The organism is Kribbella ginsengisoli (genome assembly GCF_039537185.1).
In the GTDB taxonomy this organism is placed as follows: Bacteria; Actinomycetota; Actinomycetes; order Propionibacteriales; family Kribbellaceae; genus Kribbella; species Kribbella koreensis.
In genome coordinates, this window is sequence record NZ_BAABAA010000004.1 from 211,143 (window position 1) to 226,443 (window position 15,301).

General features: G+C 67.9%; 14 protein-coding genes. 7 read left to right on the plus strand and 7 right to left on the minus strand.

Features of this window, described 5'->3' with window-relative positions; genetic code table 11:
• Positions 1 to 92 precede the first annotated feature (92 nt).
• Entirely contained in the window at positions 93 to 1,136 is a 1,044-nt protein-coding gene (locus ABD768_RS17445; RefSeq protein ID WP_344841695.1) for a Gfo/Idh/MocA family protein, read from the minus strand.
• Complete coding sequence (locus ABD768_RS17450) at positions 1,133 to 2,149, minus strand: Gfo/Idh/MocA family protein (RefSeq protein WP_344841698.1); 1,017 nt, start codon at positions 2,147 to 2,149, stop codon at positions 1,133 to 1,135. The genes ABD768_RS17445 and ABD768_RS17450 overlap by 4 nt, the downstream gene beginning before the upstream one ends.
• 127 nt (positions 2,150 to 2,276) lie before the next feature.
• Here ABD768_RS17450 and glgX point away from each other — a divergent pair, with 127 nt between their 5' ends.
• The 5 genes from glgX to ABD768_RS17475 are packed head-to-tail and all read left to right on the plus strand — an operon-like array spanning position 2,277 to position 8,676.
• Positions 2,277 to 4,373, plus strand: coding sequence for a glycogen debranching protein GlgX (gene glgX / locus ABD768_RS17455; protein ID WP_344841700.1), 2,097 nt, complete (start codon positions 2,277 to 2,279; stop codon positions 4,371 to 4,373).
• Between the two features lie 37 nt (positions 4,374 to 4,410).
• Positions 4,411 to 6,135, plus strand: a complete 1,725-nt coding sequence (locus ABD768_RS17460) for a sensor histidine kinase (protein ID WP_344841702.1) — start codon at positions 4,411 to 4,413, stop codon at positions 6,133 to 6,135.
• Positions 6,123 to 6,779: a response regulator transcription factor gene (locus ABD768_RS17465; RefSeq protein ID WP_344841704.1), complete on the plus strand. Its 657-nt coding sequence runs from the start codon at positions 6,123 to 6,125 to the stop codon at positions 6,777 to 6,779. Before ABD768_RS17460 ends, ABD768_RS17465 begins: the two co-directional genes overlap by 13 nt.
• 34 nt (positions 6,780 to 6,813) lie before the next feature.
• Positions 6,814 to 7,167 carry a LytR/AlgR family response regulator transcription factor gene (locus ABD768_RS17470; protein ID WP_344841706.1) on the plus strand — a complete coding sequence of 118 codons (354 nt, stop codon included), beginning with the start codon at positions 6,814 to 6,816 and terminating at the stop codon, positions 7,165 to 7,167.
• Positions 7,168 to 7,170: 3 nt separating this feature from the next.
• On the plus strand, positions 7,171 to 8,676 hold the full coding sequence (locus ABD768_RS17475; RefSeq protein WP_344841708.1) for a sensor histidine kinase: 1,506 nt from the start codon (positions 7,171 to 7,173) through the stop codon (positions 8,674 to 8,676).
• On the opposite strand, the gene ABD768_RS17480 is transcribed toward ABD768_RS17475, so the two are convergent.
• Entirely contained in the window at positions 8,620 to 10,020 is a 1,401-nt protein-coding gene (locus tag ABD768_RS17480) for a TRAP transporter substrate-binding protein (RefSeq protein ID WP_344841711.1), read from the minus strand. The genes ABD768_RS17475 and ABD768_RS17480 overlap by 57 nt on opposite strands.
• 293 nt (positions 10,021 to 10,313) lie before the next feature.
• Between ABD768_RS17480 and ABD768_RS17485 the strand changes: the two genes are divergently transcribed.
• Together ABD768_RS17485 and ABD768_RS17490 are read left to right on the plus strand one after the other, a co-directional pair.
• Positions 10,314 to 11,390: a right-handed parallel beta-helix repeat-containing protein gene (locus tag ABD768_RS17485; RefSeq protein WP_344841713.1), complete on the plus strand. Its 1,077-nt coding sequence runs from the start codon at positions 10,314 to 10,316 to the stop codon at positions 11,388 to 11,390.
• A 161-nt stretch (positions 11,391 to 11,551) separates the two neighbouring features.
• On the plus strand, positions 11,552 to 12,349 hold the full coding sequence (locus tag ABD768_RS17490) for an SGNH/GDSL hydrolase family protein (RefSeq protein WP_344841716.1): 798 nt from the start codon (positions 11,552 to 11,554) through the stop codon (positions 12,347 to 12,349).
• On the opposite strand, the gene ABD768_RS17495 is transcribed toward ABD768_RS17490, so the two are convergent.
• From ABD768_RS17495 to ABD768_RS17510, 4 genes are all read right to left on the minus strand, one after another.
• The gene (locus ABD768_RS17495; protein WP_343963773.1) at positions 12,350 to 12,817 is read right to left on the minus strand and encodes an SRPBCC family protein; all 468 of its coding nucleotides are present in this window, start codon (positions 12,815 to 12,817) and stop codon (positions 12,350 to 12,352) included. It abuts the gene before it with no gap.
• Positions 12,814 to 13,311 (minus strand): RNA polymerase sigma factor, encoded by a 498-nt coding sequence (locus tag ABD768_RS17500; RefSeq protein WP_343963774.1) that lies wholly within the window; start codon positions 13,309 to 13,311, stop codon positions 12,814 to 12,816. The genes ABD768_RS17495 and ABD768_RS17500 overlap by 4 nt, the downstream gene beginning before the upstream one ends.
• Entirely contained in the window at positions 13,308 to 14,615 is a 1,308-nt protein-coding gene (locus ABD768_RS17505) for an alpha/beta fold hydrolase (RefSeq protein WP_344841720.1), read from the minus strand. The genes ABD768_RS17500 and ABD768_RS17505 overlap by 4 nt, the downstream gene beginning before the upstream one ends.
• 80 nt (positions 14,616 to 14,695) lie before the next feature.
• Entirely contained in the window at positions 14,696 to 15,208 is a 513-nt protein-coding gene (locus ABD768_RS17510; RefSeq protein ID WP_343963777.1) for a PadR family transcriptional regulator, read from the minus strand.
• Positions 15,209 to 15,301 lie beyond the last annotated feature (93 nt).

Here is a 15,301-nt window from a genome sequence, read left to right on the forward strand (position 1 = left end):
CACAGCTCCTCAGTCTCAGCACTACCCGCCGGTCACATCCCCGGGCACGGTACCGGACCACTGCGAATACTCGTACTACCGGGAGGTCCCGGTTACACGTCGACGGGCTGCCCGGCGCTTACCGATCGACGGGCGGCGTCGACGATGCGCAGGGTCCGCAGGCCGACTGCACCGTCCGGCTGCGGGACCACAGCGGGCGTAGTACCGGGCACTGCCTTGCCAGAGGCCCGTACTGCGCTCAGAAACTCGCCAAGCATCATCGAGTCGAGGTCGCCGCCTACTGAGAGGAAGACCTCACCGGAAGCGTCCGTACCGCCCACATGCGACTGGAACGGCGCTATCTCCACCGAGCCCTTCGTACCCGTCACCTGCAGCGTCACACCACCCCAAGTCGGCCCGTTGTCGGGCACGCTCCAGGAGCAGTCGATGGTTGCCAGTAGCCCGTTGTCGTAGGTGATGGTGACCAGGCCGCCGGTCTCCACCTCCACACCCTTGTCCTGGTGCAGCACGTGGTTGGCCACAGCATGGACCCTTACTGCCTCCGCGCCACCGGTCAGCCCGTCGATCAGGTCGGCGCAGTGGACCGTGTGGTCGACCATCGCTCCCCCGCCGGCCAGCTTGGCGTCCGTGAACCACTGCCGCTGGGCATAGGGGATCTTCCCGTTGTTAGTCCCCATAACCGCGAACACGTCGCCCAGACGACCTGCCTCGACCGATGCCCGCAGCCGCCCGTACGACGGCGCGAAGCGCACCGGGTAGGCAGTCATGAGGATCACGCCGGCTGCCTCGCAAGCGGCGAGCATGGCTTGGCCGTCGGCTACCTCTGTCGCCAGTGGCTTCTCGCAGAGCACGTGTGCGCCTATTGCGGCGGCTCGCTCGACCAGGCCGCGGTGCAGCGCATTCTCCGCGGTCACCACGACGGCATCCGGGCCCCAGGCGAATAGCTCGTCGTAGGAGCCGACGTAGGGGATGCCTAGCTTGGCGGCGAAGTCAGCGCCTCGGGGACCAGCGTCGGGGGCGGCCGCGCCATCGGGGTCCGAGGAGAGCACCTCCACGTCGGGCAGTGAGTTGAGCAGCCCGGCGTAGGACGAAGCGTGAGTGTGGGCGAAGGAGGCGATCGCTACCTTCAGGGTCATGCGGGTACTCCTGCCGGGTCGAAGGTAGTCATGTCGACAGTGCGACCAGTCGTCATCGATACGCGGGCCGCCTCGGCCAGGTAGACCGCCGCCGTGCCATCTGCAGCAACCACTCGGGGCGTGGAGCCGTTCTTGAGGGCAGTGGACAGCTCACGCAGCTGGGTCAGGTACGGGCTCTCATAGAGAGTCGACTCGGGGATCAGCAGGTCTCCGCTGTCCGACTCTCCCTGCAGCTCCTCGGCATAGCCGGTCTCCTTATCCGAGGTGTACTCGAGCACGCCAGTGGAGCCGGCAATGGAGAAGCCGGTCCGGAAGGGCGTCCCCGGCACACCCCAGGTCGCCCGCAGGTGGCTGATCGCGCCACCCTCGTGGGTCAGCGTCACGTGGGCCGCTACGTTGACCGGGCTGATGCCGTCCACATTCGGCGGACTCTGTACGGCGTACACGCTGGTCACCTCGCCGCACAGCCAGCGGGCCTGGTCGAGGTCGTGCACCATCAGGTCCATGATGACGCCGCCGGAGCGGGCGACATCGCGGTACCAGCCGGCACCGGCCGGGGAGGACGCCTGCCGGAAGAAGCGGGCGACGGCTACCTTGCCGATCCGCCCCTCGAGGACTGCTTCGTGCGCAGCGACGTACCCCGGGAAGTACCGGACCACATGCGCCGGGTAGATCCGTACGCCTGCCGCAGCCGCCGCTTCGGACAGCTCGTGCGCGTCGCTGGCCCGCAGTGCGAGCGGCTTCTCGCAGATGACGTCGCGGCCGGCCTTGATCGCGGCCAGTGCGATCTCCTTGTGCGTCGCCGAGGGCGTGACGATGTCGACGAAGTCCACCTCGGCCAGCAGGCCGTCGAGCGTCGGGGCGAACTCCAGCCCGTACCGCGCGGCGAGTTCCTCGGCACCGGCGGCCGAGTGCACCAGCACCCGCGCGCCGAGCGCCTGCCAGGCCGTGACGTGAACGTGCGCGATGTTGCCCGCGCCGATCAGCCCGACCGTCAGGTCAGAGTCAGACATGGAGTTCCTTCACTAGGGCCGCGTGGTCGGGAGTAAGTTAATAACACTCCCTGCATATTTGTCAGGACTTGTATCAGGTTTCGCTCCCAGGCAGCGCGGTTTGACCTGTCATGGGCACAATGTGCCGGTGACCGAAGCCACCGCCGCCCCGAATGCGCTCGGCCCATCGCCCGATCCGGACCTCCGGCTGGGCGCGGTGGTCCAGTCCGATGGCACGACCTTCACCGTCTGGGCGCCCGCCGCCGAGCGGGTCGAGTTGGCGCTGATCGACCAGCAAGGGGGCCAGCGCAATCTGGACCTCGCGCACATGGGCGAGTACTGGACCGGGTTCGTCGCCGGGGTCGGGCACGGGCAGCGGTACGGGTACCGGGTGCACGGGCCGTTCGACCCGACGCACGGGCTGCGGTTCAACCCGGCCAAGCTGCTGCTCGACCCGTATGCGCGGGCGGTCGACGGGGAGCTCGACTTCGCCTCGCCGCTGATCTACGACTCCTCGGAGGGCGACTCGGCCGGGCATGTGCCGGTTGGGGTGGTTGTCGCGTCGTCGGAGCCGCCGCCGCCGATCAGCAGGCCGGTTCCGTGGACCGAGACGGTGATTTACGAGCTCCACACCAAGGGGTTCACCAAGCTGCATCCCGACGTACCGGAGCACCAGCGCGGCACGTACGCCGGACTGGCCCACCCGTCGGTCATCTCCTACTTGGTCGACCTAGGGGTCACCTCGGTCGAGTTGCTGCCCATCCACCACTTCCTGACCGAGCCGGCCATCGCGGCGCGCGGGCTGCCCAACTACTGGGGCTACAACACGCTCAACTACTTCGCGCCGCATGCTCCGTTCTCGTCATCCGGGTCGCTGGGTGAGCAGGTTGCCGAGTTCAAGGCAATGGTCGCCGCGTTCCATGCCGCGGGGATCGAGGTGATCCTCGACGTCGTCTACAACCACACGGCCGAGGGTGGCTTCGACGGGCCGACGCTGAGCTTCCGCGGGCTCGACAATCGCGCGTACTACCGGCTGACGCAGGGCGGCACGATGTACGACGTCACCGGGACGGGCAACTCGGTCGACACGTCGCACCCACAGGTCCGCCGGCTGGTGATGGACTCGCTGCGGTACTGGGTCGAGGAGATGGGCGTCGACGGGTTCCGGTTCGACCTGGCGGTGACGCTGATCCGCAACGAGCGCCACGAGGTCGACACGGTCGGGCATCCGTTCCTGGCGGAGGTCGCGGCGGATCCGGTGCTCGGGCGGGTCAAGCTGATCTCCGAGCCGTGGGACGTCGGGAACTTCGGCTATCAGGTCGGCAACTTCGGGACGCCTTGGTCGGAGTGGAACGGGAAGTACCGCGACAGTGTGCGCGACATCTGGCGCACGTCGTCGTACGGCGTACAGGACCTCGCGTACAGGCTGTCCGGATCGAGCGATCTGTACGGCGACGACGGGCGGTACCCGTATGCGTCGATCAACTTCGTCACCGCGCACGACGGATTCACCCTGCGCGACCTGGTGTCCTACGATCACAAGCACAACGAGCTCAACCGCGAGGACAATCGCGACGGGACCGACGACAACCGGTCCTGGAACTGTGGTTTCGAGGGCGAGACGGACGATCCCGGCGTCGTCGCGTTGCGCAAGCGGCAGATGGCGAACCTGATGGCGACGCTGGTGCTGTCGACCGGCGTACCGATGATCACGGCCGGCGACGAGTGCGGGCGGACGCAGCACGGCAACAACAATCCGTACTGCCAGGACAACGAGACCTCCTGGTTCGACTGGTCGCTGCCTGGTGTCTGGTCGGATCATTTCGCGCTGACCAAGAAGCTGCTCGCGTTGCGGGCCGCCCACCCGACCTTGCGCCAGTGGCACTACTTCTCCGGCCAGCCAGTCGTGCCCGGCGGCCGCAAGGACCTCTCCTGGATCGCCCCGCACGGCGGCGAGATGACCGAAGCCGACTGGCACGACGGAAACCTCCGCACCATCGGCATGTTCCTGGCCGGCGACGCCATCCGCGGAACCGATGCCGACGGCAACGTTCCGGTCGACAACTCCTTCCTCCTCGCCCTCAACGCCACCGCCGAAACCCGCGACGTCGTAGTCCCCGACGCCTCCTGGGCACCGGCGTACGAGGTAGTCCTCGACACCAGCTCCAGCGGCGCCACCGAGGTCGTCGCCGGCGCCGTCGTCCCCCTCGCCCCCCGCTGCCTGGTACTACTCCGCGCACTCTGACTCCCCAGGTGGGGCAACTTCTGCGACCATGAGTCGCATGGGGGCCGTACGACGGAACACCATCGTGTTCTCGCTGGTCGGGTTGGCACTAGGGGTCTGCACTCTGGCTCTTGTCCGCCGGTCGCCGGACTTCTCCTTCAGCGGCGGTTCATGGTCGGCCGGAGTCACCGAGTTGCTCGTCGGGTGGACGCTGAGCTGCGCCGGGCTCGCCGCTGCCAGACGGCATCCAACTGCCTCGTTCGGCGCGGCGATCACGGCTGCGGGCTTCGCCTGGTTCTTCCTCGAGTGGAACAACCCCGGGGTGGGTTCGGCGATCGTCTTCACCGTCGGCATGGTCACCTACCTCGCGTGTCCGCCGCTGCTGGCCTATGCCGTCCTCTCGTACCGGGCTGTCCGTACTTCCACTGCGGATCGGTTGGCGGTGGCAACCTTGGCCGCCGGTACGTTCCTAGGGCTCGGTGTGGTTCCGGCTCTGCTCACCGATCCGGCTGCCACTGGGTGTTCGACATGTCCGCGCAATCTCCTTCTCCTCCAGGCCGATGCGTCGGCGGCGGCCACCGTGAACCGGGTAGGCCTCTGGCTCACAGTCGCCGGAGCCATGGCCGCCGCGGTACTGGCCCTTCTGCGACTGGCCCGATCGACGATCGCCATGCGACGGACCACTGCACCGGTAGTCATTCCAGGGATCGCCTACCTGGCACTGATCGCCGCGTGGTGCGTGCATTCCTCCGCAAGGGGCTACCTGAGCAACGGCCCGGTGGATCGACGTCTCTGGTTCGGCCAGGCCGCAGCATTGGTGGCGATGGTCCTCGGCATCGCAGCCGAGTGGATGCGCGCAAGGCGAGCTCGTTCGGCCGTCGCCCGGCTCGTGGTGGATGTGGCCGGCTCCCCGCCGCCCGGCGGTCTCCGCGACGCACTGGCTGGTCTGCTCGGGGATTCATCGCTGCAGGTCCAGTACGAGCTGGTTGACGGGCGCCTGGTCGACGGCCGCGGCCGGCTATCGGTGTCCGGCGCCGGGCAAGCTGTCACGCGGTTGGTCCGACATGGCGAGACGGTGGCGCTGGTCACCCATCGCCCTGGACTGCTGGACGATCCACAACTGGCAGGCGAGATCGCAGGTGCAGCTCGCCTCGCCCTGGATCATGAACGGCTACAGGCCGAGGCCGCGGCCCAGCTGGAAGACCTGCGCTCGTCGAGCGCCCGCTTGGTCGAGGCCGGTGACGCCGAACGTCGCCGGCTGGAACGGGACCTGCACGACGGCGCTCAGCAGCGGCTGATCTCGCTGGCGCTGTCACTGCAGCTGACGGCTCTGCGATCCGAGGACGACTCCGGACGACTCCAGGCAGCGCAGGCACAGGTGAAGAAGGCTTTGAACGAGCTCCGGGAGATCGCTCACGGGCTCTATCCCAACGCACTCGCCGGCGAAGGGCTTGCAGCGGCTCTCGAGACCTTGGCGGAGACACATCCGATCCGGATCGTTCTCGGCCGGCTCCCCGACGGCCGGTTCGATCCCCCGGTCGAGTCGGCCGCGTACTTCGTGGTCGCCGAGGCCTTGAACCGCAGCTTCCAGAGCCGGCTGGCAACCGTACAGGCCGCCCGGGCGAACGGTCGCCTCGTACTGGACATCGAGACGGACGCACAACCGCCCCGCGACCTGACCGACCTCGAGGATCGCGTGGACACGCTGTCCGGGCAGCTGACAGTGAAGCGCCTGCCGTCCGGGGGCACCCACATCCATGCGGAGGTACCGTGCGCGTCGTAGTGGCCGATGACGAGCTTCTGCTGCGGGAAGGTCTGGCCCGCCTGCTCGGCGAGGTCGGCGTAGAGGTGGCCGGAACGGTCGGCGACGCGCCCGCGCTCTTGCGCCTGGTCGCGCTGGATCTGCCCGATGTCGCCATCGTCGACATCAAGATGCCGCCGACGCACACCGAGGAAGGTCTGGTCGCGGCGCTGGCAATCCGCGAACGGCATCCTTCCGTCGGGGTCCTGGTGCTGTCGCACTACCTCGAGTCGCGGTACGCGATGCGCCTGTTCGAGCGGCAGCCGGAGCGGATCGGCTACCTGCTCAAGGACCGGGTCTCCGACATCGCGGTGCTGGTCGACAGTCTGCGGCGGATCGCGGAGGGCGAATGCGTACTCGATCCGACGATCGTGTCCCGCTTGCTGGCCCGCCGGCGCGCACCCACGCCGCTCGACCAGCTGACCGAGCGCGAGCGGGAGGTGCTCGCGCTGATGGGCGAGGGACGCTCCAACCAAGGCATCAGCCAGCTGTTGCGGCTCAGTCTGAAGACCGTCGAATCCCACGTCGGGCACATCTTCCGCAAGCTCGGGCTGCCCGACACCGCGGCCGACCACCGCCGGGTACTCGCGGTTCTGGCCGCCCTCCGGACCGGGGGCCAGCCCTGATTCCACCCGGCGGTGGCTGTGCGACGATCGACGCATGGCCGAGCGGGTCCTGATCGTCGACGATCACGCACCCTTCCGCACGATCGCCCGCGCGCTGCTGACGGCGGAGGGCTTCGAGGTGGTGGGTGAGGCGGGCGATGCCCGGTCCGCGCTGGAAGCGAGCCGCCGGTTGCACCCGACCGTGGTCCTTCTGGACATCCAGCTGCCCGACCTGGACGGCTTCGAGGTGGCCCGCCAGCTGGCCGAGGACCCCGACGGCCCAGCCGTGGTCTTCGTCTCCAGCCGTGACAGCTCGTCGTACCGTCGGCGCCTGGCAGGCAGTACCGCGCGGGGCTTCATCTCCAAGGCGGAGTTGTCGGGAGCCGCAGTGGCTGCCCTGGTCGGCTGAATCATGCAGGACATCGGCCTCGCTGTCGTCGACACGATCGTCGGTACGACGTTGGCGGGTCTCGGCCTGGCCGCCGCTTCGAAGCGTCCGCGGGCGACAGGTCTGCTCATGACGGCTACCGCCATCGCCTGGTTCGCCGGGAACCTGGGCGGTCTCGCCCTGTTCTTACACCGGGGGCCGCTGGTCCACCTTCTCCTCAGCTATCCACGCGGCTGGCCTCGCAGGTGGCCGACGCGGGTCGTCATCGCTTTGGCGTACGTCGATGCGCTGGTCTCCCCGGTCGGGCGGGCGAACGGTGTGACGGTCGCGTTGGCCAGCGTGGTCATCGGGGCAGCGCTGATCGAATATGGCAAGGCACCTCACCGAGAGCGGCGGGCGCGGGGGCTAGCGGCCGCGGCGACTGTCGGGATCATGCTGGTGCTCGGCGTGGGCGCTGGTGCCCGCTTGATCGGATCCTCGATCGACACCACAGTGCTCTGGGCGTACGAGTTGGTGGTCGGAGCGGCCGCGGTTGTTCTGTTCGTTGGCATCCGCCCGGCGCACGCGGCGATCACCGGCCTTGTCGTCGACCTGGGCGAGCCGGAGCGGGCCGGCGTACTGGCAGACAAACTGGGGCAGGCACTCGGTGATCCCTCGCTGGTGTTGGGCTATTGGCTGCCCGAAACGGGTGGGTATGTGGATGAGGCGGGTCGCCCGGTCGCACTGCCCGACGGCGACCCCACCCGCGTACAGACCCCGTTGGTGGCAGACGGCCAGCACATCGGCGTACTCGTGCACGATGCTGCTGTACTCGACGATCCGCAACTGGTCGAATCCGTGGTGTCGCTGGCGCGGATGGCGGCCACAAACGTCCGCCTGCAGGCCGAGGTACGAGCACGCGTCGGCGAGGTCGAGGCGGCCCGCCGCCGCATCGTCGAAGCCGCGGATGCCGAGCGCCGACGGCTGGAGGGCCTTCTCCAGAAGGGCGCGATGCAACGGCTGTCAGAGGTGAGCGGGCTGCTGACGGCCGATGATCCGGCTGAGCTTCGGGCGCATCTCGACTCGTCCCAGGTCCTGCTTCGCGAGTTCGCGCGCGGCATTCACCCCCGGGTGCTGACCGAGTCAGGTCTGGCTGTGGCGCTCGCCGAGCTGGCCGGCACCTGTTTGACTCCGGTCGAACTCGAGGTGATGACTGCTCGGCTCCCCGCGGCCGTCGAGGCGACTGCCTACTTCGTCTGCTCCGAAGCTCTTGCCAACATCGGCAAGTACGCGCAGGCCGGCCGAGCACGGATCGAGGTGGCGCTGACGGATGGCGAGGTCGTCGTCAAGGTCACCGATGACGGGGTCGGTGGCGCTGATCCGGCCAGAGGCACTGGTCTGCGCGGTCTGACCGACCGCGTCCACGCCCTCGGCGGGACATTCCAGGTCGAGAGCCGGCCGGGTGCAGGTACCCGCCTTACTGTGCAGATGCCTTCAGCCGACCCGCCTCCACGGCTTGACCAGGAAGGGCGTCGGTCCCGGACCGAGTGACTCGTCGCGCCGGAAGGTGAGCGTGTCCCGGTAGAGATTCCAGTGGAACCCGAACGTCTCGCCGGTACCGGTGAAGGAGAGCAGGACCGTATCGCCTTGCACTGTGCACGTCCCGGTGGCCGAGCCGCTGCCTCGCTTGGACAACGTGACCTGACCCTCCTTGACGGTGAGGGTGAGGTCGCCCCAGTTGTCGTCGTTGATCTCGCCGGCGTCGTACAGCAGCGGCGATGCGGCCAGCTCCGCTTTGCTGAAGCTCGTCCGGTAGACCCCATCCAGCTTGCTCGCTGCCGCAGCGGCCGGTGGCTTGGTTCCCGCGCAGGTCAGCAACTTGCTCGCCGGCTCGGGCGGCAGGTTCGCCCGCAGATCCTCGATCCGGTCGAGGTTGGCGCGGGTCTTCGGGTCCTGACGCAACCAGGAGTAGACCGGCACGAACGCGTCACGGAGTTGCTGGATCTGAGCACCGCTCGCGGTGACGAACTGCAGCTTTCCCCGACGGCACAGTACGGCCGCCGATTCGGCCTCGACCTTGCGCTGCAGGTCGGCGGACGTTTTGACCGCTGCCTGGGCGGCGCTGCGCAGTACGTCGGCCTGACCGGAGTCCAGCTTCTTGCTATTGGCAACAAGCACGAGCGGCCTGGCCCAGAGGCTGACGTTCCCGGTGATCGTCTTGGCGACGCCGTCATAGTGATTGCCCTGGATGCCGGAGACCTGGTGCTCCGCCCCGTCCATCCCTTCCAGCGGTGCGCCGCCGAACCGGGTCGTCACCGGCTTGGCTCCCAGGGCTCGAACTGCCCGAACTCCTACCTCAGACGCCGAGTAGCCGATTCGCGCACCGCGGAAGTCCGCAGGCCCGAGCAAGTTGCGGGTGATCCCTACCGGCCTGCGGATCGGTCCCGGCAGGATTCCGAGGCCGACGAGACCGAAGGCGCCGACCGATGTGAGCATCTCGGTCGCCAGGTCGCTTGCTGCCACCTGCTGCTCCAACGCGAGACTGTCCACTGCCATCGGCGCGGACAATGCGTCGAAGTCGTTGACGCCACGCGCGTGCCAGGCCCGGGCGGGGACGACAGCGAGATCCACCTCGCCTGACTCGACGGACCGGATGAGATCGGCGTCGGTGGCTTCGACACTCGGCCGGCTGACCAGGTCGAGTTGGATCGACCCGTTGGAGGCGCGGGCCACCTCGTCCACGAGAGGCTGGATCTCCTCCAGGGTCGGTGTCGCCATCGTCAGGGTGACAGCGCCGGTCGGCAGGCTCCCGCCGGCCTTGTCGACCGGTCCACTGCAGCCGACGAAGGCCGCCACGAGAACGAGCGCTGCTGCGGTCGTACGGATCCTGTTCATCGACAGCCCCCCTGTGCTCGAAGCTACCGACTCCTTTCGTCGCGCGAGTCCGGACGCGCACTGACCTCTCGCCTTGCGGCGTCAGGGAGAACCCGGACACCGGCCGGGAGGTCGCCCCGATTCGGAACCGCTCCGTGGCACCTAGCTTCGATCGCAACGGCCGGGAATGCCAGGCCTGAGGCGAGGAGCGAACCATGCCAGCAGGACGAATACTTTCCGCAGCGATCGCACTGGGGATGGCGGTGACCGGGTCCGCTGTCGCCTTTCCAGCTGCAGCTGCCCGGCCGGCAAGTGTGTCTGCACCGCGTTGCGGGGAGACGATCACCACTGACCTCAAGCTGCGCGCTGACCTGATCGACTGCCCCGGTGTGGGTCTCGTGATCGGCGCCGACAACATCACCGTCGATCTCAACGGACACACCATCGACGGGGACAACACCCAGGCCGACTGCCCCAGCGACTCCCCTTGCGACATCGGCGTCTCGAACCTCGCCGGCCATGACGGTGTCATTGTCCGGGGTGGTGTGATCCGCCAGTTCGCAGTTGCCGTGTTCGCCGACGGTGCCGGCCGCATCCGGCTGCGCCAACTGACCGTACGGAACAACTTCGGGGTGGGGATCGTCGTCGTCGACTCCACCGACGCGGTGATCCAGAAGAACCGGGTGACGGGGACCGACGGCACCGCTGTGGTCCTGGTCGGCGTCCGCGGCGGCACGGTCGAGAACAACACCCTCGACCACAACAACCACGGGATCGCCGCCGCCAACGGAAGCTCTCGCATCACGATCGTCCGGAACGTCTTGTCGCAGCAGCGTGGCTCTGCGCTCGACCTCGGCGGCGGCGCGACCGGCAATCGGGTAGAAGGCAACCGATTGACCGACAACGGCGACGGCATCGTCCTGGAGGAGGCCCACGGCAACCTCATCAGCGGCAACCAGGTGACCGGTTCGGGCACCTTCGGCTTCCCGGATACGGCCGGATTCGGGATCGTCATCGATGGCGGCGATCGCAACAAGCTGGTCCGGAACACAGTCACCGGCGGCCGCGGACCGGCCATCTTCGTGGCGACCCTGGACGCACCGACGGCCGCCGAGCACAACATCGTCGCGCGGAACGTCGCCAGCAGCAGGCAGTACGACGGGATCTTCGTGGACGGCAACGCGACCGCGACAGTACTCGAGCGCAACATCACCAACCACAACGGCGGCGACGGCATCCACGTCTACGCGCCGACGACCACGTTGACGCGGAACACCGCCGACTACAACCACGACCTCGGTATCGAGGCCGTGCCCGGTGTCACCGACGGAGGCGGGAACCACGCCGCCCACAACGGCAATCACGCCCAGTGCACCAACGTTGTCTGCTGATCGATCAGCCTCCGGCGCAGTGGGCCCAGCCCGGGCACACTGCGCCGAAACACGGTCGCTGGGTTGTTCATCTTCATCAGGTACCTTCGCTGGTCACCAGCTGTTCACCTCCGGGTCACCTCGTGTGTTCCGGCGCCGAGGTGATGACCAGAGGGGGGCCAATGGCTTTACTAGGTGCTGCCGAAAGGCACTACGAACGTAGTGAGCACGATCACGCGACGCCGATCGGTGTGCTGCATCAGATGGTGGTGCGGTGGGGTGACGCCGACCGGACGACGGCGCGGCGCGCGTTCCGTCGGTGGTGCGACGGGGTTGCCTATGTCGACGTACAGGCGCGGACGTACGCGGAGTACTGGACCCGTCAGAACGAGACAGCGCTCGCCGGCGACGGCCCGCTCTGGGTGGTGCTCGGCGACTCGACCGCCCAGGGCCTCGGGGCGACGACACCCTTGCATGGGTACGTCGGCCAGACGGTCAACGTCCTGAACGGGTCTGGCGGCCGACCGTGGCGCGTGCTCAACCTCTCCCGTGCCGGCGCCCAGGCGGCTCACGTCCTCCACGACCAACTCCCGATGCTCGACAAGCTCGGCATCGAGCCAGACCTGGTGACCTGCGGAATCGGCAGCAACGACATCCTCGGCACCGCACCGAAAGTGGTGCACAGCAACCTGCGCCAACTCATCCAGCGCCTCCCGTCTCCTTCGGTCGTGATGGACCTGCTCCTTCCCAACCGCTTCTGGGGAATCGGCAGCCTCTGCAGCCCGTACGTCGCCGGCATCAACCGCACAATCCATGCCGCCGCTGCCGAACGAGGCCTCCCGGTCGCCGAACTCTCCCGCCACGTCCGCCCACCCTGGCGCGGCAAGCTGGCCCCCGACCTCTTCCACCCCAACGACCTCGGCTACCGCCCCCTCACCAAGGCCCTCCTCGCCGCAATCCCAGCCACCGTCACCCACTGACTAGGTCCTGGCCTCAAGCATTGCCTTCAGGCGGTTGAGGGACTTGGTGCTCTCGCGGCGGACACCGATGGGGATGAGCGCCGCGCGGCCTGGCACCCGGACTCCGCCGGTGAGGGCTACTCGCGTACCGCCGCCTGGTTCTTCAGCGACCGCCATGCCCATCAACAGGAAGCGGCTCTGCAACCAGCACCACCCAGGGCGAATGGTCCCTCGCAGCCGGGCCCGCATGCCGTAGTGGCTGCGAACCTGCAGCTGCACCTGGTCCCCGTCACGCTCGATCCACTCGATCTTCTTCATGTCGGTCTGGAACTCGACGAAGGTCCTGCCGTCGCCCCAGATCAGATCCCACGCGTGGGCAGGCGTGGTGTCGTACACGCGTTCGGTCACCGTGGCGCCGGGGATGCCGGCTGCCAGCGCGCGCAGCCGTCGTACGGAATCCAGCTGAACGTCCGGCCAATCGTCGGTCATGATGCCCATGCCTTTCGGAAACTTGCCCGAGCTCGGTGGAGGCGGGACTTCACCGTTCCTGCCGGTACCGCGAGCAGCGCCGCCGCTTCGCGTTCGTCCAGCCCCTCGAGATCCCGCAGAACGAGTAGTGCGCGATGCTCGGGCGACAACCGTGCCAAGGTGTCGCGGATGTCGACCGCGAGTTGCGGATCACCGCGAGCCGGTACTTCCGCCAGATCGGCGGCGACCTGGCGCTCGTCCTGTTTCGCCACCCGGATCGCCGCGCGGATCGCGATCGCCCGGACCCAGCCGAACAACGCGGCCGGCTCCTGCAGCGTGCCGAGCGACTTGAACACCGCGACCAGCGCCTCCTGGGCCGCGTCCGGCCCGTTGCTCAAGGCGATCGGTGCGCAGATCCGTCCGACGTACGGCGCCAACTGGTCGAGCAGGTCGTGCATGGCGAGCGTGTCACCTCGCTGCGCCGCGCGCACCAACTGCTCGGGTTCATCGATCACTGCACGAACTCTTCCAGCAACGGCGTCACCCGATCCGCACAGTCCAGAGTGAGGGCGTGCCCGCAGCCCGCCAGTGTCCGGACCGTTGCATGTGGCAACAATTTCGCGAAGCGCTGCGCTTGCGCGACCGGCAGCACTGCGTCCTCCTCGCCCCAGATGATCAGCACAGGTTGCCCGGTGCGCGGCAAGGCCGCTTGAGTGACGCGCCAGTCGAGGCCGCGCTCGAGCGCGTACATCGCCCGGACGTTGTCACGATACGTGCCTGGCACCCACATCTGGTCGACAAGCGCCGGAGTCACCAGGTCCTTGTGGACAAAGAGATCCCGGACCGCTGCCTGCACGGCAGACCAGCTGGCACCGAGCTTCGCGAGTAGTTCACCGGCGAGCGGAAACTTCAATGCCTCCCAGCTCGCGGGGTCCGGCTCAGCCAGCCCGGAAGGCGCCAGCACGAGCAGCTTGGACACCCGCTCGGGATGCTGCTGCGCATAGGCGAGCCCCCAGCCACCGCTCCAGGAGTTCCCGCCCAGGACGACCTGGTGCAGGTCGAGCTGGTCCAGGAACTCCCCCAGCGCTCCCGTCATGGCGTCCAGGTCGAAGGCGAACCCATTACCGTGCAGTCGGGTCTCCCCTTGACCGGGGAGGTCCACGACATACACGGCATGGGTCTTCGACAGAGCGTCCAGTTCAGGCTGCCAGGCCGAAGCCGGCGAGGCGCCTGGCGACAGGAGCACGACGGGTGCGCCGGTACCGCGTTGCAAGTAGTGGAACGTTGCCAGCGGCGTTTCGACGTACCGGGAGTCTTTAGATGGCTGGGGGCTCGGCTGGGCCGTTGGCTGATAGCCGTAGGCCAGCAAGCTGACTAGTACTACGCCGAGAACGGGCAGTGGAATGACTAGTCGCTTGAGCCACTTGGCCTGGAGCAATCTGACGTCGATCGCCAGGAGAGCCACGCAGGCCGGTGTGTAGAGCAATAGGTTGAGCCAGTGGAACGCAGTACCGGCGTCTGTCTCGACGAAGGCCCAGGCGACGCCGAGAGTTGCTCGCGCGGCCAGGCCGGCTGCGAGTCCGGCCACTACGACTCTGGCCAGGGCGGACCGGTCAGACCGGAGTACCGCGACTGCCAGGAGCAGGTGGAACGCCGCCAGTGGCAGCACTATGTGGGGAGCGAATGACACTTCCCCACCGATGACCGCTCGGGAGAGTGATCGCTCGTCGGGCGCGGGCCAGGTTGCGCCAGTTGCCCAGTAGACGTGAGCCGCCGCAAGCAGGATGTGTACCGCTGCGGCGAGCTTTCGGATCCCCATCTCGGCCCCTCCTCAGATGTGTGAACATCGAGGAAGAGGAGCCGTTCGGCCGAAACGTTCCCTGCGAGGTGCAGGTTTTTTCAGGCCTCGGGGGTCTTCGGGCCGTCGGCCAGCAAGAGATACAGCGACCGGCGAGCCTCGGAAAGGATCTTGGCTGCCGCTGCGCGCTGTTCGTCCGAGCCGCTGCGGGCTACCTGGCGAGTGGCTGAGTGCAGCTCCTCGAGCAGTCCACGCAGGTCGTTGGCGGGCTCTGCGGTCGCGAAGCCGGCGAAGGGGTCGGCGGAGGTCTCGCGACGCTCCTCGACGTACTGACGGCCGGCGTCGGTCAGCGTGACGAGCTTGCGGCCGGCGTCCGCGGTGACGGTCACCAGGCCCTCGTCTTCCAGCTGGTTGATGGTCGGATAGATCGCACCGGGGCTGGGGGTCCAGCGTCCGCCGCTGCGGTCGGCGATGGCCTGCATCAACTGGTAGCCGTGCATCGGCTCCTCGCCGAGCAGGATCAGGACGGCCGTTCGGACATCGCCGCGAGGGGCGCGTCCGCGGCCTGAGCCGCGTCCCGGGCCCCGACCACCGCGTCCGCGGTGCATCGGCATGCCTTCTCCCATCCGCGGTCCACCGCGGCGGGGGTGTCGGTGACCGCCTCGGCGGCCTCTGATTTCAGTGTTGGGGGTGTTCATGGGTTCCTC